The following is a 19,592-nucleotide window of genomic DNA, read 5'->3' on the forward strand; positions in this document are numbered from 1 at the left end:
CTCCCGCCCCGGCCCCTGCGGCTGGTCGGCATGGCGGAAGCGGCCCGTGCGTGCCATTTCCTCGGCATAGGCGCGCGCACTCGCCACCAGCCTGTCGTTCCAGGTCAGCGGCGCGACCCCCACCGCGGCCCGCGCCGCATTCTGCCCATCCAGCATCGCCCGGCGCAACAACCCCTCGCCCCGCGCGACCGGCGCGGTGGAGGGGCGCGGCTCGACCACGCGTTCGGGCCCTTGCGCACAAGACGCAAGCATCAACAGCGCGGCGATCAGCGGGTGGCGTAACGGGATCATCACGGCCATATCGGCGCGCATCATGCCTGCCGCAACGTCCCCCGATCTCGCGCTCTACGTCCATTGGCCGTTCTGCGTTTCCAAATGCCCCTATTGCGACTTCAACAGCCATGTCCGCGAGGCCGTGGATCAGGACCGTTGGCGCGACGCGCTGCTCGCCGACCTCGCGCATGAGGTTGCCGCGCTGCCCGGCCGGCGGCTGGGGTCGATCTTCTTCGGCGGCGGCACCCCCTCGTTGATGCCGCCCGCCACCGTCGCGGCCATCCTGAACGCCGCCGAGCGCGCCTGGGGCTTCGCACCGGATATCGAGATCACGCTGGAGGCGAACCCCTCTTCCGTGGAGGCGGCGCGCTTCGCCGATCTGGCGGCCGCCGGCGTCAACCGCGTCTCGCTCGGCCTGCAGGCGCTGGACGATGCCGCGCTACGCTTCCTCGACCGCGCGCACGGCGTGGACGAGGGGCTGCGCGCCCTCGCCACCGCACAGGCCAATTTCCCGCGTGTCAGCTTCGATCTGATCTATGCGCGCCCCGACCAGCCGCTGGCGGCGTGGGAAGCCGAACTCGCCCGCGCCCTGTCGTTCGGCACCGAGCACCTCTCGCTCTACCAGCTCACCATCGAACCCGGCACCCGCTTCGCCACCGAAGCCGCCGCCGGCCGCCTCACCATCCCCGATGGCGACGCCGCCGCCGATCTGTTCGAGGCGACCCGCAGCCTGACCGCCGCTGCCGGCCTCCCCGCCTATGAAACCTCCAACCACGCCCGGCCCGGCGCGGAGAGCCGCCACAACCTGACCTATTGGCGCTATGGCGATTATGCCGGCATCGGCCCCGGCGCGCACGGGCGGCGCACCGGCCACGCCACCACGCGCCGTCGCAAGCCGGAGAACTGGCTGTCCGCGGTCGATCGCAACGGCCACGGCATCGAGGTGGAGGATCGCCTCGCCCCCGTCACCCGCGCCACCGAGGCGCTGGTCATGGGCCTGCGCCTGCGCGAAGGCGTCGACCTCAACCGCATCGAAGCGCTCGCCCAAGGCAAACCGATGATCGACGAAACTGCGGTCGCGCGCCTTTCCACCCACGGCCTGATCACCCGCGACGGCCAACGCCTGATCGTGACGGAGCCCGGCGCGCTGCTGCTCGACGCGATCCTGCGCGACGTCGTGCTGGCCTGAGCCGGGGCTTGCCCCTCCCCTTCAGGGGAGGACTTGGGGTGGGGCGCTTCCACAAACGCCATGCGTCGGGCGCCATGCGTCGGGAAGCGCCTCAGCCCGGCCCCGTTCAACTTATCTCCCGAACCCCGTCGGCGCAGGCGAGACCGTCACGGTCGTGCCGCCGCGTATCTCCTGCACCTCCAGCGCGCGCTCGGCCACGCCGTCGCGGCCGAAGCGGAACGCGCCGTCGATCCCGGCAAAGCCGTCCTGGTCGCGCAGTCGCGCCTCGGGGAAGGGCGAACCCACCTTCCAGTCGCGCGCGATGCGCACGGTCAACAGCACCGAGTCGTAGCCCAGGCTGGACAGCCGGTACGGCGCCGCGCCGAAGCGGGCACGGTATTTGGTGGCGTATTGCCGGTACAGATTGTTCGACACGCTGGCGAACCACGCGCCACTCAGCGGCGCCCGCGACGCGATCGACGCTTCCGAATTCCACAGCTCGGTGCCCAGCAGCCGCGTATTGGCGCCCGGTCCACGCTTGATGACGGGCGCCGCCGCCGCTGCCGCCGCGCCGCCATCGGCGATCAGCACCGCGTCATAGGGCGCCTTTGCCGCCAGCCGCTGTGCGGCCCCTGCGATGCCGCCCGCCACGCGGCCATAGGGTTGCAGCGAGACGACCTGACCGCCCGCCCCTTCCACCGCGCGCAGGAACGCGGTCGACGCGCGCTCGCCGTACAGGCCGTTGGGCACGAGGCCGGCAAAGCTGGTCACGCCGCGCTCGCGGGCGAAGGCGACGACGCGCTCGATCGATTGCCCCGGTGCATAGCCCATCAGATAGGTGCCGTTGCCCCCGACGCCGGCATCGTTCGAGAAGCTGACCACCGGCACGCGCGCCGCGCGCGCGATCGGCGCCACCGCGCGCACGTCGTCGGACAGCAAAGGCCCCAGGATCAGTTGCGCGCCCTCCGCGATCGCGCGCTGGGCCGCCGCCGCCGCGCCGGTGGCGGTGTCATAATTGGTGATCCGCACCTTGTCGTTCTGGGTATCGAGCAGCGCCAGCATCGTTGCATTGGCGATCGATTGTCCGACACCCGCATTGCTGCCGGACAGCGGCACCAGCAACGCGACGCGGTTGCGCGCCGTATCGCGCGGGATGCCCGCCTCCACGGTCGGCGCTTCCTCCGCCGGTCGCGTCGCCTCGCGCGGCGGCGGTGCCTCCACCGGCCCGCGCGGCACCAGCGTCTGACAGGCGCCCAGCAGACAGGCCGCCGCCAGCGCCATCCAGCGCCTGGCACTGCCGCCCCGCATGGCAAGCTTCGGTTGTATTGGCGCTGCTGCCTCTGCCATGACGTCCCCTGTGACCAACCTTACGACCAAACTCGATCCCGGCCTGTATATCGTCGCCACGCCGATCGGCAATCTCGGCGACCTTTCTCCACGCGCCGCCAGCGTCTTGGCCGCCGCTGACGTCATCGCGGTGGAGGACAGCCGCGTCACCGCCGGCCTGCTCCGCCACATCGGCGTCAAGCGCCCCATGCAACCCTCTCACGACCACAACGCTGAACACGTCCGCCCCGCGCTCATCGCGCGCATGGGGGTGGAGGCGGTGGCGCTGGTTTCGGACGCGGGCACGCCGCTGATCTCGGACCCCGGCTACAAGCTGGTGCGCGATGCGCGTGCCGCGGGTCATGCGGTGGTGACGATCCCCGGCCCCTGCGCCGCGATCGCCGCGCTGACCCTTGCCGGCCTGCCCACCGACCGCTTCCTGTTCTGCGGCTTCCTCCCCCCCAAGGAAAAGGCGCGCGCCGATGCCATCGCCGAGATCGCGGCCGTCCGCGCCACGCTGGTCTTCTATGAATCCGGCCCGCGCCTCGCCGCCACGCTGTCCGCGCTGGCCACGGGGCTGGGCGACCGCGAGGCGGCGGTGACGCGCGAGATCACCAAACGGTTCGAGGAAGCGGTGACCGGCACGCTCACCACCCTGGCGGAACGCTATGCCGAGGGCGGCCCCAAGGGCGAGATCGTCGTCGTCGTCGCGCCCCCCGGCGAGGCCCCACCCCCCAGCGAGGAGGATGCCGACACCGCGCTTGCCGAAGCGCTCACCCGTCTCCCCGCCTCCAAGGCCGCGGGCGAAGTGGCGAAGCGCTTCAACCTCGATCGCAAGGCGCTCTACGCCCGCGCGATGGCGATGAAGGACGCGCAGTAAGGAACACCCGCCTCCCTCGCCGGTTCGCATGTCCGACAAAGGGGACGATGATGCCAGTATCGACAGCGGATCGGGATGCGCGCGGGCGCGGGGCGACCAGCCCGTGGGCGGTGCCGCCGCGCGGGTGGAAGGACGTGCTGCTGCGGAGCTGGCGCGAGGCGGGCGCGGACAATATCAGCCTGATCGCCTCGGGCGTCGCCTTTTGCGCGATCCTCGCCCTGGTGCCGATGCTGGGCGCGGTGGTCCTCAGCTATGGCCTGTTCGCGACGCCGCAGACGGTGGTCGAGAATGTCCGCACCTTGATGGAGGTGATGCCGACTGACGCCGCGCAGTTGATCGGCGAGCAACTGGCGAATCTGGTCACCACGTCCGACGGCAAGAAGGGGTTCGGCCTTCTCATCGCGCTCGCCATCGCACTGTACGGCGCGATGAAGGGGGCGACCGCGGTCATCACCGCGCTCAACATCGCGTATGACGAGGAGGAGGGCCGCGGCTTCATCGCGCTCAATCTGCTGGCGCTGGGCATCACCGCCGGGGCGGTGGTGCTGGCAGTGCTGGCGATCGTCGCGATCACCGCGCTGGGTGCCTTGCAGAGCCTGTTTCCCGAACTGCCAGGTGTGCTGGTCACCGCGGGCAAGATCCTGTCCTATCTGGTGATGACCGGGGTCGCGGCGGCGGCGGCGGCGACGCTTTATCGCTTCGGGCCGGACCGCGACCATGCGCGCTGGGTCTGGCTGACGCCCGGATCGCTGCTCGCCGCGCTCATCTGGCTGCTGGTGACGCTCGGCTTCGGCTTCTATGTCGCCAATTTCGGCAGCTACAACGCCACCTATGGATCGCTGGGCGCGGCGGTCGTGCTGCTCACCTGGCTGTATCTGTCGGCCTATATCCTGCTGCTCGGGGCCGAGCTGAACTGCGAACTGGAACGCCAGACGACCAAGGACACCACCACCGGCCCGGCGCGTGCCATGGGCGACCGCAACGCCTATGCCGCCGACACGGTGGCAAGCGGCACCGCCGCGGTCCATACCGGTCCCGAACAGGCCGAACACGCCGGCCCGGTGCGCGAGGCGGCACAGGGCTACGCCCTGACCCGCGTCGTTCCCGGCAGGGGTGGACTGGTGCCCACCCTGCTCGTCACCGGCGGTCTTGCGCTGCTGCGCCGTCGCGGACGCGGCCGTGCGGGCGCCGCGCTGCTGGCGGCGGGCGGTACGATCAGCTTCCTGCGCCGCCGCTGACGTCCGTGCGAACGCCCTCTCCCGCCCGCCGCGCCGCCGAATTCGCCGGGCGCCGCGGCGAACGTCTGGCCGGCTGGTGGCTGCGGCTGAAGGGCTGGCGTATCCTCGACCGCCGCGTCCGCACCCCCGCGGGCGAGGTCGACATCGTCGCGCGCAAGGGCACCCTCGTCGCCTTTGTCGAGGTGAAGACGCGCAAGTCCGCCAACGACCTGGCCTTTGCGATCGACGAGCGTCGCCTGTCCCGCGTCGCGGCCGCGGCGGAAATGCTGGCGCCGGACTATGCGGGGCCGGGTGACGATATCCGCATCGACGTCATCCTGCTCGCCCCCGGCGCCCGCCCGCATCATATCGAGAATGCGTGGCAACCCTGAGGCCCTCCGGATGACAGGGCTCACGCCGCCCCCTACATGCCGCGACGACCATCTTCCGAAAGGATCACCATGCCGCTCACCGTCGCCGTCCAGATGGACCCGCTCGACCAGATCAACATCGCGGGCGACTCCACCTTCGCGCTGATGCTGTCGGCGCAGGCGCGCGGCCACCGGCTGTTCCATTATGCCGCGGAGGATCTCAACTGGTCCGATGGCCGGCTGTGGACGAAGGCGCATCCCGTCACCGTGCAGCGGGTGGCGGGCGATCATTTCCGCTTCGAGGCACCGGTCAGGCTCGACCTCGGCGACGAGGCGGATGTGGTGCTGATGCGGCAGGATCCGCCCTTCGACCTGGGCTATATCACCGCCACCCACCTGCTGGAGCGGATCGCGCACAAGACCCTGGTGGTGAACGACCCCGCCCAGGTCCGCAACGCACCGGAAAAGATCTTCGTGCTGGACTATGCCCGGTTCATGCCGCCGACGCTGGTCACCCGCTCGCTCGATGAAGCGCGCGCCTTTCTGGCCGAGCATGGCGAGATCGTGGTGAAGCCGCTGCACGGCAATGGCGGCAAGGCGATCTTCAAGGTCGGCAGCGACGGCGCGAACCTGTCCGCGCTGATCGAGGTGTTCAACCAGACCTGGCGCGAACCGCACATGATCCAGGCCTTCCTGCCCGCCGTCGCCAGGGGGGACAAGCGGATCGTGCTTGTCGATGGCGAGGTGGCGGGCGCGATCAACCGCCTGCCCGGCGAAGGCGAGATCCGCTCCAACCTGGCGGTCGGCGGATCGGCGGAAAAGACCGAGCTGACGGCGCGCGAACGCGAAATCTGCGAAGCGCTCGGCCCCGAACTCCGCGCGCGTGGCCTGTTGTTCGTCGGCATCGATGTGATCGGCGGCGAATGGCTGACCGAGATCAACGTCACCTCCCCCACCGGCATCGTCGCGATCGAACGCTTCGACGGCACCGATGTCGCCGGCCTGATCTGGGACGCGATCGAACGGAAAGTGAAGCGCTGAACACCCCCTCGCCCCTCCGGGGAGAGGGAGGGGCCCGCCGCGAAGCGGTGGGAGGGTGAGGGGCAGACCAGCAGTGCTGCGCTGCTTGGCACCCCCTCACCCTTCCCACTGCCTGGCGGCAGCGGGCCCCTTCCCTCTCCCCGGCGGGGAGAGGGAACCCCGCACCGCCCCCACGGGTAATCCCCTCTGAACCATGACCGATTTCATCCTGAACCTCATCGCCTGGGGCGGCTATTTCGGCATCTTTCTGCTCATGGCGCTGGAAAACGTCGTGCCGCCGGTGCCCTCCGAGGTCATCATGGGGCTGGGCGGCATGGCGGTCGCGCGGGGTGACATGGCGATGATCCCGCTGATCCTGTGGGGAACGCTGGGCACCACCGCCGGCAACTATTTCTGGTACTATATCGGCCGGCACATCGGCTACGAACGCTTCCGCCCCTTTATCGACCGGCATGGCCGCTGGCTGACGATGGAATGGGAGGATGTCGAACGGCTGCACCGCTTCTTCGTGAAGCATGGCCAGTGGGTGGTGTTCGTCTTCCGCTTCATGCCCGCCTTTCGCACGATCATCTCGCTGCCCGCGGGCATGACGCGGATGCCGCTCTGGCGCTTTCTGCTGTGGACCTTTGCGGGCAGCACTATCTGGAACGCGATCCTGGCCTATGCCGGGCTGCTGCTGGGCTCGCGCTTCGAGGTGCTGGACCGTTATGTCGGCCCCGCCGCTGTCGCGCTGACCGTGATGATCATCATCGGCTATATCTGGCGCGTCATCACCTGGAAGCCGCGCGCCGGGCGGTGATCGCGCTTCAAGCCCGCGGATGCGCGTTGCGGTACACATCCAGCAGGTGCGCGGCGTCCACCGCAGTATAGACCTGCGTCGAACTCAGGCTGGCATGGCCCAGCAACTCCTGCAACTGCCGCAGGTCGGCGCCGCGCCCCAGCAGATGCGTCGCGAAACTGTGGCGCAGCGCATGCGGCGTCACCCGGTCGCCCAGGTCCAGCCGCGCCCGTGCCGTCCGTACCGAGCGGCGCACGATCGCCGGTGACAGCACCCCGCCCCGCGCGCCGCGGAACAGCGGCTCGTCGCGCTCCAGCCGCCAGGGTTGTTCGGCGGCATAGGCCTCGATCGCACGGGCGACCTGCGGCAGCAGCGGCACGATGCGGGTCTTGCCGCGCTTGCCCACCACCCGGATCGTCTCGCCCAGCGGCAATGCGCCGGCGGGCAGCGCCAGCGCCTCGCCGATGCGCAACCCCGCGCCGTAGAGCAGCATCAGCACCGCCCAGTTGCGCGCTGCGATCCACGGCACGCGCGCGTCCTCCGACACCTCCTCCGCCAGTGCGATCACCTCGGCCGGCGCCACCGGCCGCGGCACCCCGACCTTCACCCGCGGCCCACGCAGCCGCGGCGCCTCGACGCCCGCCCACTCCAGAAACGACCGCACCGCCGACAATTCCCGCGCCGCCGACGCGTTGGACAGCTCCTCCCCCCGCCTGTGCGCCAGAAACGCCCGCAAATCCGCCGCCGTCACCCGCGCCAGATCGGCCCGCGTCACCCGGTTGCCCCCCACGCTCTCGCTCCAGTGCCCCCCTAGAAACGCCAGCAATCGCTCCGCCGTCGCCTGATAAGCCCGCACGGTATGCGGCGAACGGCGGCGCGCGTTCGCCAGATGATCGGCAAACGCCAATGGCAGGATCGCCTCCCGCCCCACTTTATCTGTTTTGCTCAACGACCTGACGCATCCGTGGAGGAATATTAACCTTGCCGATCTTAGACGGTCCCATGGCCTCCTCAACCCTATCCCTCGACCCTGTGTTCGACGAAGAGCGGCGATTGGCGGCACTTCAGGCACATGCGCTACTCGACAGCGAGCCGGAGCGGGAGTTCGATGCGCTGGTCAGTCTGGCAGCGGATATGCTCGGTTGCCCGCTGGCCGCGCTCACCCTGATCGACCGGGATCGTTTGTGGGTGAAGGCGGGCGTCGGCGATCTGCCGGTCCAGGTGCCACGCAGCGTCGCGATCTGCAATCACACCATCCGCAAGCCGGACCAGTTCGTCGTCGACGATCTCACCCTGGATGCCGATTTCGCCGACAACCCACTTGTGACCGAAAACGGCCTGCGCTTCTACGCGGGTATGCCGATCCATGCACCCGATGGGCAAGGGATGGCACAGCCCATCGGATCGCTGTGCGTGATGGATGCCACGCCGCGCTCGCTCAATGAAGCCGGAATGCGCACGTTGCGCCATCTGACGACGCTGGCCGAGGCGCTGATCGCCGCCCGCGCCATCGCGCGGCGCGCCACCCATATCGCCGAACTCAGCGAACGCCAGGCCAGCGATCTGCGCACGAAGGACCGCGTCTTCCAGCAGGCCGAACGCATCTCGATGATCGGATCATGGCGCCTGTCGATACCCGATCGGATCGCGTCCTGGTCGGACGGCGTGTTCCGCATCCACGAGCTGCCGCTGGGCGTCGAACCCGATATCGACACCGCGATGAACTATTATCCGGAGCGTGAGCGCCAGAAACTGAACGATGCCGTCGCCCACGCCCTTGATACCGGCATATCCTTCGACCTGGAGCTGGATTTCACCACCGCCACCGGCCGCCTGCGGCGCGTGCGGGTGATGGGCGAGCGTGAGGAAAGCGATGGGCAGGTAACCGCCATCGTCGGCGTGTTCCAGGACATTACCGACCGCCATGCGCTGGAGGTGACGCTGCGCCGCTCCGCCAGTACCGATGCGTTGACCGGCATCTGCAACCGCGCCGCGTTCGACCGCGCACTAGAAGCGGCCATCGATCATGCGCGCGATTCAGGCGACCTCATGGCCCTCGCGCTGATCGATCTGGATGGCTTCAAGCTGATCAACGACACGCTCGGACACATGGCCGGCGACGACATCCTTCGCGAAGTCGGCCGCCGTCTACGCGCGCCCTGGCTGCAGGGCTGCTATGTCGCACGGCTCGGCGGCGACGAGTTCGGGGTGATCGTCGAGGATGCCGGCCTGCTCGCCCGTTTCGAACAGTTCCGCCAGCAACTCGAGGAAACGCTGTCGGTATCGGTGACGGCAGAAGGGCTGACGATGACCTGCGCGGGCACGGTCGGCATGCGCCTGTGGACACCGGACACGCAGACCGTGCGCGACTTCGTCCACCGCACCGATGCGATCCTCTATGCCGCCAAGCGCGCCCGCGTCGGCGAGCGCCGCAAGGGCGATCGGCGCCGCGCCGCCTGATCCCGCAACGCTTCGGGGTTCACGCTTTGACGTCCAGTGCCCATATAGCGCGGCCATGTCCTCGCGTGCCCGCGTCCTCGTCCTGAACTCCGCGCTCGGTCCCCTCGACTACCGCGTGCCACACGGCATGACGGTGGAGCCGGGGTCGATCGTCGTCGCTCCGCTCGGCCCCCGCCAATTACTGGGCGTGGTGTGGGAGCCCGAGCGGATGCCCTCGGATGCCGAGGTCGGCGATAATCGCCTGCGCCCGCTGCTTGGGGTCGCCGACGTGCCGCCGCTGGGCACCGCACTGCGCCGCCTGATCGAATGGACCGCCGATTATTATCTGGCACCGCCGGCCGCGGTGGTTCGCATGGCGCTGTCCTCCAACGCCGCGCTGGAGGGCGCGCGCACCGCAACCGAATACCGCGTCACCGGCCACGTTCCCGATCGCCTGACGCCGCAGCGCGCGCAGGCGCTTGAGCGGATCGGCGACCGGCAGGGGCTGATCCGCGAGCTGGCGACGATCGCCGACGTGTCCGACGCGGTGATCCGCGGTCTCGTCAAGGTCGGCGCGATGGAGGGGGTGGAAGTCGACATCGACAGTCCATTTCCGCTCCCCGACCCCGCGCACCACGTTCCTGCGCTCTCCACCGATCAGCAGGCGGCGGCCGATCGCCTCGTCGCCGATGTCGCCGCGCACAGTTTCGCGCCCGTGCTGCTCGACGGGGTGACGGGTTCGGGCAAGACCGAGGTGTATTTCGAGGCGGTGGCGGCGGCCGTGCGCGAGGGGCGGCAAGTGCTGGTCCTGCTGCCCGAGATCGCCTTGACCGAGCCCTTTTTGAAACGCTTCCACGACCGCTTCGGCTGCGAGCCGGTGGCCTGGCATTCGGGCCTGCGCTCGACGCAGCGGCGGCGTGCGTGGCGGGCGATCGCCAGCGGTCAGGCGCTGGTGACGGTGGGTGCGCGCTCCGCCCTGTTCCTGCCTTATCGCAATCTCGGCCTGATCGTGGTCGATGAGGCGCACGAAACCAGCTTCAAGCAGGAAGACGGCGTACATTATCATGCGCGCGACGTGGCGGTGATGCGCGGCAAGTTCGAACCCTGTCCCGTCATTCTCGCCTCCGCCACTCCTGCGATCGAAACCCGTCAGCAGGTCGCGCAAGGCCGCTATGCCGAGGTCAAGCTGCCCGGGCGCTTCGGTGCCGCCGAGATGCCCGCCATCGCCGCGATCGACCTGATCCACGAGCCGCCCGAGCGCGGCCGCTGGATTTCTCCCCGGCTTGTCAAGGCGATGACCGAAACGCTGGAAAAGCGTGAACAGTCGCTGCTCTTCCTCAACCGGCGTGGCTATGCGCCGCTGACGTTATGCCGCACCTGCGGCCAACGCTTCCAATGCCCTAACTGCACCGCCTGGATGGTCGAACACCGCCTCGTCCGCCGCCTCGCCTGTCACCATTGCGGCCACGTCCTCCCCACCCCGCGCGCCTGCCCCGAATGCCAGGGCGAAGACACCCTCGTCGCCTGCGGCCCCGGTGTCGAGCGCATCGCAGACGAAGTTACCGCGTTGTTTCCACAGGCAAAAACGGCGGTCGTCACCTCCGACACCATCTGGTCCCCGGCAAAGGCCGCCGAGTTTGTCGGTCGCATGGAAGCGGGCGACATCGACATTGTGGTCGGCACCCAACTGGTGACCAAGGGCTATCACTTTCCGAACCTGACGCTGGTCGGGGTGATCGATGCCGATCTGGGGTTGGAGGGCGGCGACCTGCGTGCGGCCGAGCGAACCTTCCAACAGATCTGCCAGGTATCAGGGCGCGCGGGGCGTGGCGAGAAGCCGGGACAGGTGTTCATCCAGACGCACAGCCCGAAGGCCAGCGTCATGCAGGCGCTGGTGACCGGGGATGCCGAATCCTTCTACGCGGCCGAAACCGAAGCGCGACGCGACGCGGGCGCGCCGCCCTTCGGCCGCTATGCCGCGATCGTGGTGTCGTCGGAGGAACAGGCGGCGGCGCAGGAGATCGCCAGCCTGATCGGGCGTCGTGCGCCGGAGGTGGAAGGCATGCAGGTGTACGGCCCCGCCCCCGCGCCGCTCGCCATGTTGCGCGGCCGCCACCGCTATCGCCTGCTGGTCCACGCCCGCCGCGCGCTCGACGTGCAGGGGGTGATCCGCGAATGGCTGGGCGCGCTGGAATGGTCGCCCAAGGTCAGGGTCGCGGTGGACGTCGACCCTTACAGCTTCCTGTAGCCGCCGCGCCGGGCGGCGCGGTTCAGCCTGCGTGTTCGGCCAGGATGGTCAAACCCTTGGGCGTGACCTCGGCAAAGCCACCGCGGATCGTCAGCGTCTCGGGCTCGCCCTTTTCGGTGCGGTGGATACGCAGTGCGCCGTCGCGGATCGTCGACATGAAGGGTGCATGCCCTTCCAGCACGCCGAAGTCGCCCTCGGTGCCGGGAACGACGACCATGTGCACCTCCTCCGAGCGGAGGAGCTTTTCGGGGGTGACGAGTTCGAAGTGCAGCATTCTGGTAAGCTCCCCCCTCCCGCTCGCGGGAGGGGCTGGGGGAGGAAAGTTCGGGACAGGCCCCGCGTCGCGCGGGGCCATGCCCGGCCCCCTCCCGCGTGCGGCAGGAGGGGGCAGGTGCCTTTAGGCTTCCTTGGCCATCTTCTCGGCCTTGGCGACGACTTCGTCGATGCCGCCGACCATGTAGAAGGCCGCCTCGGGCAGATGGTCATACTCACCATCGACCACCGCCTTGAACGAGCGGATCGTGTCCTCGATCTGCACGAACTTGCCGGAGATGCCGGTGAACACCTCCGCGACGTGGAAGGGCTGCGACAGGAAGCGCTGGATCTTGCGCGCGCGGGTCACGGTCAGCTTATCCTCTTCGGATAGCTCGTCCATGCCCAGGATCGCGATGATGTCCTGCAGCGACTTGTAGCGCTGGAGCAGCGACTGCACCGCGCGCGCGGTATCGTAGTGCTCCTGGCCCACCGTGCGCGGCTCCAGCACGCGGCTGGTCGAATCGAGCGGATCGACCGCCGGATAGATGCCCAGCTCCGAGATTGCGCGGTTGAGCACCGTCGTTGCGTCCAAGTGCGCGAAAGACGTCGCCGGTGCCGGATCGGTCAAGTCGTCCGCAGGCACGTACACGGCCTGGACGCTCGTGATCGAACCCTTGTTGGTCGAGGTGATGCGCTCCTGCAGCGCGCCCATGTCGGTCGACAGCGTCGGCTGGTAGCCCACCGCCGACGGAATACGGCCGAGCAGTGCCGACACCTCGGCACCCGCCTGGGTGAAGCGGAAGATGTTGTCGACGAAGAACAGCACGTCCTGCCCTTCCTGGTCGCGGAAATATTCCGCGATGGTCAGGCCCGACAGCGCGACGCGGGCACGCGCGCCCGGCGGCTCGTTCATCTGGCCGAACACCAGCGCGACCTTCGAGCCCTCCGAAATCGGATTGCCGTCCGCGTCCTTGGCGATGACGCCCGCGTCCAGGAACTCGTGATACAGGTCGTTGCCCTCACGCGTCCGCTCGCCGACGCCCGCGAACACCGAGGTGCCGCCGTGCCCCTTGGCGATGTTGTTGATCAGCTCCTGGATCAGCACGGTCTTGCCGACGCCGGCGCCGCCGAACAGGCCGATCTTGCCGCCCTTGGCATAGGGAGCGAGCAGATCGATGACCTTGATGCCGGTGACCAGGATCGCGCTTTCGGTCGACTGGTCGATGAACTCCGGCGCCTTGGCGTGGATCGGCGCACGCAGATCGGTGCCCACAGGGCCACGCTCGTCGATCGGCTCGCCGACGACGTTCATGATGCGGCCCAGCGTCGCCGGACCCACGGGAACGCTGATCTGCGCACCGGTGTCGGTCACGGTCTGGCCGCGGGTCAGGCCCTCGGTCGCATCCATCGCGATAGTACGGACAGTGTTCTCGCCGAGATGCTGCGCGACTTCGAGCACCAGCCGGTTGCCGTTATTGTCGGTCTCCAGCGCCGACAGGATCGCGGGCAACTGGTTGGGAAAGTGCACGTCGACGACGGCGCCGATGACCTGCGCGATGCGTCCCACATTGTTCGTCTGGCCCGTCGACTGGATCGGGCGGATATCGTCAGCGGCGGTTGCCATGGCGGTTCTTCCTGCTTCGAAACTTAGAGCGCTTCGGCGCCCGAGATGATTTCCACCAGTTCGGTCGTGATCGCGGCCTGGCGGGTGCGGTTATATTGGATGGAAAGGCGGTTGATCATGTCGCCCGCGTTGCGCGTGGCGTTATCCATCGCGTTCATGCGGCTGCCCTGTTCCGACGCGGCGTTTTCCAGCAGCGCGCGGAAGATCTGCACCGCGACGTTGCGCGGCAACAGGTCATCCAGGATCGCCTCTTCGCTGGGCTCATACTCGACCACGGCATCGGCAGACGCCGCCGTCTTCACGGGCTGCGGCGGCACGGGTACCGGAATCAGTTGCTGCCCGACCGGCTCCTGCACCAGTGCCGAGACGAACTTGGCATAGAACAGGTGCGCGACGTCGAACTCGCCGCGGCCATAGCGCGCGATCAGATCGTCGGCGATCGCCCGCGCATCGTCGAACGCCACCGACTTGATCTGGCCCATCTCGTGATCGGCCAGGATCGCGTTCGGGAAGAAGCGACGCAGCACGCGGCCCTTCTTGCCGGCGATGTAGAACTTCACCGTCTTGCCCTGCGCGACCAGCTCGTCGGCCTTGCGACGCGCGGCACGCACGATGTTGGTGTTGAACGCACCGGCCAGACCACGCTCGGAGGTCGCGACGACGAGAAGCTGCACCTGATCCTTGCCGGTGCCCGCCAGCAGCGGCGACGCGCCGGTGCCGCCGACGCGGCCGGCCAGGCTGGCCATCACCGCCTCCAGGCGCTCGGCATACGGACGGCCGTTCTGCGCCGCTTCCTGCGCACGGCGCAGCTTGGCGGCGGCGACCATCTTCATCGCCTTGGTGATCTTCTGGGTCGACTTGACCGAGTTGATCCGAACTTTGAGGGCCTTGAGGCTTGCCATCTTGGTCCTTGTTTCTCCCCCGCCCCAAGGCGAGGGTTGCCATCAACGGAAGCGCTTGGGGCGGCCCCTCACCCAACCCCCTCCCCGGCGGGGAGAGGGCTATGGTTCACTTACGCGAAGGTCTTCGCGAACTGGTCGAGTGCGGCCTTGAGCTTGCCCTTGGCCTCGTCGCCCAGATCCTTGGTGTCGCGGATCAGGCCCAGCACGCCGGCATGGTTGGCGCGCAGATCGGCGAGCATCGCCGCCTCGTAGCGCGTCACCTGCGCGACGGGGACGTTGTCCAGATAGCCTTGCGTACCCGCAAAGATCGACGCCGTCTGCTCTTCGAAGGGCAGCGGGTTGAACTGCGGCTGCTTCAGCAGCTCGGTCAGGCGCGCACCGCGGTTCAGCAGCTTCTGCGTCGAGGCGTCCAGGTCCGAGCCGAACTGCGCGAACGCCGCCATCTCGCGGTACTGCGCCAGCTCCAGCTTGATCGAGCCCGACACCTTCTTCATCGCCTTGGTCTGCGCGGCCGAGCCGACCCGGCTCACCGACAGGCCGACGTTGATCGCCGGGCGGATGCCCGCGAAGAACAGGTCGGTTTCGAGGAAGATCTGGCCGTCGGTGATCGAGATCACGTTGGTCGGGATATAGGCCGACACGTCGCCCGCCTGCGTCTCGATGATCGGCAGCGCGGTCAGCGACCCGTTGCCGTTCTCGTCGTTCATCTTCGCCGCGCGCTCCAGCAGGCGCGAGTGGAGATAGAACACGTCGCCGGGATAGGCCTCGCGGCCCGGCGGACGACGCAGCAGCAGCGACATCTGGCGGTAGGCGACGGCCTGCTTCGACAGATCGTCATAGACGATCACGGCATGCATGCCGTTGTCGCGGAAATACTCGCCCATCGCGCAGCCGGTGTACGGCGCAAGGAACTGGAGCGGCGCGGGGTCGGACGCGGTGGCGGCGACGACGATGGAATATTCCATCGCGCCATTCTCTTCCAGCGTCCGGACGAGCTGGGCGACGGTCGAACGCTTCTGCCCCACGGCGACATAGACGCAGTAGAGCTTCTTCGACTCCTCAGTGCCGGCGTTCGCCGTCTTCTGGTTGATGAAGGTGTCGAGCGCGATGGCCGACTTGCCGGTCTGGCGGTCACCGATGATCAGCTCGCGCTGGCCACGACCCACCGGCACCAGCGCGTCGATCGCCTTCAGGCCGGTCTGCACCGGCTCGTGCACCGACTTGCGCGGGATGATGCCGGGCGCCTTCACCTCGACGCGGCTGCGCTTCTCGGCGACGATCGGACCCTTGCCGTCGATCGGGTTGCCCAGGCCATCGACCACGCGGCCGAGCAGGCCCTTGCCGACGGGCACGTCCACGATCGTGCCGGTACGGCGTACGGTGTCGCCCTCGCGGATCTCGGCGTCCGAGCCGAAGATCACGACGCCGACATTGTCGGCTTCCAGGTTCAGCGCCATGCCCTGCACGCCATTGGCGAACTCGACCATCTCGCCCGCCTGGACGTTGTCCAGGCCATAGATGCGCGCGATGCCGTCACCGACGCTGAGCACCTGACCGGTTTCGGAAACCTGGGCCTGATCACCGAAACTGGCGATCTGGTCCTTGATGACCTTGGAGATTTCTGCGGCGCGGATATCCATGGAACGTCAGCCTTTCATCGCGCTGGCGAGCGCATTCAAACGGGTGCGGATCGAGGAATCGATCATCTGGGAGCCGATGCGGACGACCAGCCCGCCGAGCAGCGCCGGGTCGACCGACAGGTCGACCGAAACGTCGCGACCGACACGCTGGCGCAACTGCTGCTTCAGCGCGGCGATCTGATCGTCGGTCAGCGGGTGGGCGCTCGTCACTTCCGCCGTCGTCTCGCCGCGATGGCGGCTGGCAAGCTGTCGGAAGGCACGGATGATCTGCGGCAATTGCCCAAGGCGGCGGTTTTCCGCCAGCACGCCCAGAAAGTTGCGCGTGGTGGCGTCGACGCCCAACTGGTCGGCGACGGCAAGCACCGCCTTCACCGCTGCGCCACGCGCTACGACCGGGCTGGTCGTCAGCTCGCGAAACTCGGCCGACTGGGTCAGCGCGTCACGCACGGCCAGCAGGCTCGCCTCGACCGTGTCGATATTGCGACCCTGTTCGGCCAGTTCGAACAGGGCGAGCGCATAGCGTCCGCCCAGGCTCGCCTGGATGCCGCCTGTGCCACCTAGATTTCCGCCGGACATCTCCACGGACGCGAATTCCTCGTAATTACAAACGGGTTGCCCCCATGGGGAACGGGGCGCGAAAACGCGCCTCGGATGGGTTGGCGCGCGAGTAGCATCGGGAACCCGGCGATGCAAGCTGCGCCACCCCTCCGTATGACCCGATGATGACAAGATGGTCACATCGATGCAACGCGGTTTGATCGCAATCCGCGGGATGCGGTTTCGCGCTGGCCATCCTAGATCATGCCCATGGACGAGGATCTGGCCTGGATCGCCTTTGCAAGCCGAGACCGCGACGCGGACGGCCGCTTCGTCGTCGCGGTGCACACCACCCGCATCTATTGTCGGCCGAGTTGCCCGGCGCGGCGGCCGGCACGCTGCAACGTCACCTTCTACAAGCAGGCCGCGGACGCGCGGGCGGCGGGCTACCGGTCCTGCCGCCGCTGCCTGCCAGATGCGGTGGCGCGCGATGCGACGGCGGTTGCGCACGCCGCAACGTTGCTGGCGCGAGATGGTGCGGTGCCGCTCGCCCGGCTGGCACAGGCGGTCGGCTATGCACCGCATCATTTCCAACGGCTGTTCAAGCGCGTCACCGGGGTGACACCTGCCGCTTATGCCCGCGCCTTGCGCTCGAACCGCGCGGTCGCAGCGCTCGCCGCGGAAAACAGCGTGACCGACGCAATCTATGCCGCGGGGCACGACGCCCCCAGCCGCTTCTATGCCGTCGATGCGCCCCGGCTGGGCATGGCGCCCAGCGTATGGCGGCACGGCGGCGAGGGTGAGACGATCCGCTGGACGATGGTTGCCACCGGCCTGGGGCCGCTGCTCGTCGCGACTACCACCAGGGGATTGTGCCGCATCGCGCTTCACGAAGATGGGACAACGCTTGCGGCGCGCTTCCCGGGGGCGACGATCACGCCCGGCGACGCCGCCCTTCACGATCTGGCCCGGCGGATCGTGACGCTGGTCGCGCGTCCGCCGCGTGGCGACCTGCCGCCCGAGATACGCGACACTGCCTTTCAAGAGGCGATCTGGCAGGCGCTGACGACGATCCCGCCGGGCGAAACGCGCAGCTATGCCGAACTTGCCGCATCGGCCGGGGGCACGGACTAGGAGCCTCCACCCTCGGCGACCGCCTGCTCGGCATTGCCGCGGATACGGGCCAGCGCCTCCTGCACCTTGTCGCTGTCCAGCAGGCTCAGCAACTGCGCCGCCCGATTGTCGGCCGGCGCGTGCGGATCGAAGGCCAGCGGACGCAGCGTCGCGCGCGCACCCTTGATGTCCCCCAGTTCGATCGCCTGCGCCGCGACCATGAAGCGCAGGCCTCGATCCTGCGGTACCAACTCGAACGCACGGTACAGTCCCTGCACCGCCGCGTCGGTCGGCTTCACGCCCGCCATGCGGTAGCTGCGATAATAAAGCGACAAGGGCTCGGCGGCATCGGGGTTCAGCCGATTCGCCTTGACGATCCAGCGCCGCGCCTCCGCCCACTCCTCGGCATTGTGAGACTGCTCGGCACGGCGCATCAGCACCATCGCCTTGTAGGTCAGCGCCTGTACCGATTTGGGGTCCTTGGCCAGCGCCCTGTCCGCCGCCGCCTCGGCCGCGGCATCCTCGCCCGCATCATAGGCCATTTCCGCCAGCCAGCCCTGTACCACCGGATCGTCGCCATAAGGCCCCACCGTCCGCAACGCCCGGTCATAAACGGCGCGACCAGCTTCGCGATTCACCCCGCGCTCGGATCGCATCCGCAAGGCCATCATCGCCTGCTCGCCCTCGCTCAGCGTCCGTACCGTGATCGGGGGCACGGACAGCATCGTGTACGGCAGGACCACGTTGGTGATGCGCGCCCCGCTGAGATACCGGTCGAGATCCTTGTCCAGCGCCTTCAGCCCGCCGAACGCAGCTTCCCCCGCCTTCAGGCTGGGCACCCCCTCGTTCAACTGCCGCAGATAGCTGCCCAACTGGTTTTCGCGCTCCTTGCTGAACATCAGATAATGGGTCAGCAGCCAGCCGCGGGCATAGATCGCCGCCTGCTGATCGACATCGAGCTTGCGACGCGTCGGATCGAACAGCGTCTCGATCGCCAGGTCGGTGCGCAGAAGGCTGTAGGCGCGGTGCATCGCCGCCACGCCGACGCGTAGCGCCTCCTTGTCAAATGAAGCCGTGCTGACGAACTCGGCATAGCCTTCCGCATACCAGGCGGGATAAGCGGTTGATGCATTGCCCAGCAGGAAATGGTGGGCATATTCGTGGAACAGCACGATCTGCGGATCGATGCTCCCCTCGCTGCTTCCACGGCGCGGCGTGAACGCGACCGATCCGCTGACACGCGGCTGATAGAAGCCCACGATATTGGGGCATTTGCCGCACAGCGACTGCACCTCGCTCGCGCTGGCCACCGCATAGACGGTGACCGGGTTGCTGGTCTGGCCCGGCTGTTCCGCCACCGCGTGCATGCGGCGCATCGCACCGTCGAGCTGTTCCAGCCGCGTCGCCATGCGGCGGATATCGTCCTCGCCGGTATTGGCGTAGATCACGAAATGCTTCGCACGCGCCTCGCGCCATTCCGCCATCGCCGGCGTGGCCAGCGTCAGCGCCAGACCGGCGATCCATCCCCCGAAACGCATCATTCCCCTCGGCCCTCCCAAGCCTCGCATCCGATCTATAGCGAAACGGACGCCATGTGCGAGGGGAAGATCATCCCGACTTCCGGCAGGAATAGACCAGCTTCTCATTGGGCAGCGGCGGCAGGGTCGCGCGGATCGCCGCCTGCTGGCGGGCCAGCGCGTCCTGCACCGCATCCGCCGCCGAGCAGCCGTTGACCGGCTTGTCCCCCCGCGCCGCACGCGCCGCCGCCATGCCCGCCGCC

At 68.3% G+C, this 19,592-nt stretch carries 18 protein-coding genes; 9 read left to right on the plus strand and 9 right to left on the minus strand.

All coding sequences use genetic code 11. From position 1 onward, the window contains the following. The coding region (locus Q0U08_RS07865; protein ID WP_298090781.1) for a CAP domain-containing protein at positions 1–300 on the minus strand (300 nt) is incomplete at its 3' end. Between the two features lie 13 nt (positions 301–313). On the opposite strand from Q0U08_RS07865, the gene hemW reads away from it, so the two are divergent. Beyond that, entirely contained in the window at positions 314–1,462 is a 1,149-nt protein-coding gene (gene hemW, locus Q0U08_RS07870; protein WP_298090782.1) for a radical SAM family heme chaperone HemW, read from the plus strand. A gap of 111 nt (positions 1,463–1,573) precedes the next feature. On the opposite strand, the gene Q0U08_RS07875 is transcribed toward hemW, so the two are convergent. Continuing rightward, complete coding sequence (locus tag Q0U08_RS07875) at positions 1,574–2,749, minus strand: penicillin-binding protein activator (RefSeq protein WP_298090783.1); 1,176 nt, start codon at positions 2,747–2,749, stop codon at positions 1,574–1,576. A 37-nt stretch (positions 2,750–2,786) separates the two neighbouring features. On the opposite strand from Q0U08_RS07875, the gene rsmI reads away from it, so the two are divergent. The 5 genes from rsmI to Q0U08_RS07900 all read left to right on the plus strand — a co-directional run bounded on the left by rsmI (position 2,787) and on the right by Q0U08_RS07900 (position 7,075). Next, complete coding sequence (rsmI, locus tag Q0U08_RS07880; protein ID WP_298090784.1) at positions 2,787–3,647, plus strand: 16S rRNA (cytidine(1402)-2'-O)-methyltransferase; 861 nt, start codon at positions 2,787–2,789, stop codon at positions 3,645–3,647. A gap of 50 nt (positions 3,648–3,697) precedes the next feature. Continuing rightward, positions 3,698–4,885, plus strand: a complete 1,188-nt coding sequence (locus Q0U08_RS07885; RefSeq protein ID WP_298090785.1) for a YihY/virulence factor BrkB family protein — start codon at positions 3,698–3,700, stop codon at positions 4,883–4,885. Between the two features lie 5 nt (positions 4,886–4,890). Then, a complete protein-coding gene (locus Q0U08_RS07890) occupies positions 4,891–5,256 on the plus strand; it encodes a YraN family protein (protein ID WP_298090786.1) in 366 nt (121 codons plus the stop codon). 69 nt (positions 5,257–5,325) lie between these two features. Further along, a complete protein-coding gene (gene gshB / locus Q0U08_RS07895) occupies positions 5,326–6,276 on the plus strand; it encodes a glutathione synthase (RefSeq protein ID WP_298090787.1) in 951 nt (316 codons plus the stop codon). Between the two features lie 193 nt (positions 6,277–6,469). Next, positions 6,470–7,075 carry a DedA family protein gene (locus Q0U08_RS07900; RefSeq protein WP_298090789.1) on the plus strand — a complete coding sequence of 202 codons (606 nt, stop codon included), beginning with the start codon at positions 6,470–6,472 and terminating at the stop codon, positions 7,073–7,075. 7 nt (positions 7,076–7,082) lie between these two features. Here the strand turns inward: Q0U08_RS07900 and Q0U08_RS07905 are convergent, their stop codons facing one another. Continuing rightward, positions 7,083–8,003 (minus strand): tyrosine recombinase XerC, encoded by a 921-nt coding sequence (locus Q0U08_RS07905; protein WP_298090791.1) that lies wholly within the window; start codon positions 8,001–8,003, stop codon positions 7,083–7,085. Positions 8,004–8,056: 53 nt separating this feature from the next. Here Q0U08_RS07905 and Q0U08_RS07910 point away from each other — a divergent pair, with 53 nt between their 5' ends. Together Q0U08_RS07910 and Q0U08_RS07915 are read left to right on the plus strand one after the other, a co-directional pair. Continuing rightward, positions 8,057–9,514 carry a diguanylate cyclase gene (locus tag Q0U08_RS07910; RefSeq protein ID WP_298090793.1) on the plus strand — a complete coding sequence of 486 codons (1,458 nt, stop codon included), beginning with the start codon at positions 8,057–8,059 and terminating at the stop codon, positions 9,512–9,514. A gap of 55 nt (positions 9,515–9,569) precedes the next feature. Next, positions 9,570–11,741 carry a primosomal protein N' gene (locus Q0U08_RS07915; protein WP_298090795.1) on the plus strand — a complete coding sequence of 724 codons (2,172 nt, stop codon included), beginning with the start codon at positions 9,570–9,572 and terminating at the stop codon, positions 11,739–11,741. Between the two features lie 22 nt (positions 11,742–11,763). Here Q0U08_RS07915 and Q0U08_RS07920 read toward each other — a convergent pair whose 3' ends face one another. From Q0U08_RS07920 to Q0U08_RS07940, 5 genes are all read right to left on the minus strand, one after another. Beyond that, a complete protein-coding gene (locus Q0U08_RS07920; protein ID WP_298090797.1) occupies positions 11,764–12,015 on the minus strand; it encodes an ATP synthase F1 subunit epsilon in 252 nt (83 codons plus the stop codon). A 123-nt stretch (positions 12,016–12,138) separates the two neighbouring features. Further along, positions 12,139–13,620, minus strand: coding sequence for a F0F1 ATP synthase subunit beta (gene atpD / locus Q0U08_RS07925; protein ID WP_298090798.1), 1,482 nt, complete (start codon positions 13,618–13,620; stop codon positions 12,139–12,141). Positions 13,621–13,643: 23 nt separating this feature from the next. Beyond that, a complete protein-coding gene (locus Q0U08_RS07930) occupies positions 13,644–14,522 on the minus strand; it encodes a F0F1 ATP synthase subunit gamma (RefSeq protein WP_298090799.1) in 879 nt (292 codons plus the stop codon). Between the two features lie 110 nt (positions 14,523–14,632). Further along, on the minus strand, positions 14,633–16,162 hold the full coding sequence (gene atpA, locus Q0U08_RS07935; protein ID WP_298090800.1) for a F0F1 ATP synthase subunit alpha: 1,530 nt from the start codon (positions 16,160–16,162) through the stop codon (positions 14,633–14,635). 6 nt (positions 16,163–16,168) lie between these two features. Next, positions 16,169–16,738 (minus strand): F0F1 ATP synthase subunit delta, encoded by a 570-nt coding sequence (locus Q0U08_RS07940; protein ID WP_298090803.1) that lies wholly within the window; start codon positions 16,736–16,738, stop codon positions 16,169–16,171. Positions 16,739–16,969: 231 nt separating this feature from the next. Here Q0U08_RS07940 and Q0U08_RS07945 point away from each other — a divergent pair, with 231 nt between their 5' ends. After that, positions 16,970–17,833, plus strand: a complete 864-nt coding sequence (locus Q0U08_RS07945) for an Ada metal-binding domain-containing protein (protein ID WP_298090801.1) — start codon at positions 16,970–16,972, stop codon at positions 17,831–17,833. Here Q0U08_RS07945 and Q0U08_RS07950 read toward each other — a convergent pair. Further along, on the minus strand, positions 17,830–19,353 hold the full coding sequence (locus tag Q0U08_RS07950) for a hypothetical protein (RefSeq protein ID WP_298090802.1): 1,524 nt from the start codon (positions 19,351–19,353) through the stop codon (positions 17,830–17,832). The two genes, Q0U08_RS07945 and Q0U08_RS07950, sit on opposite strands and share 4 nt — an antisense overlap. Positions 19,354–19,592 lie beyond the last annotated feature (239 nt).

This window comes from uncultured Sphingomonas sp., from assembly GCF_946477935.1.
Lineage (GTDB): Bacteria > Pseudomonadota > Alphaproteobacteria > Sphingomonadales > Sphingomonadaceae > Sphingomonas.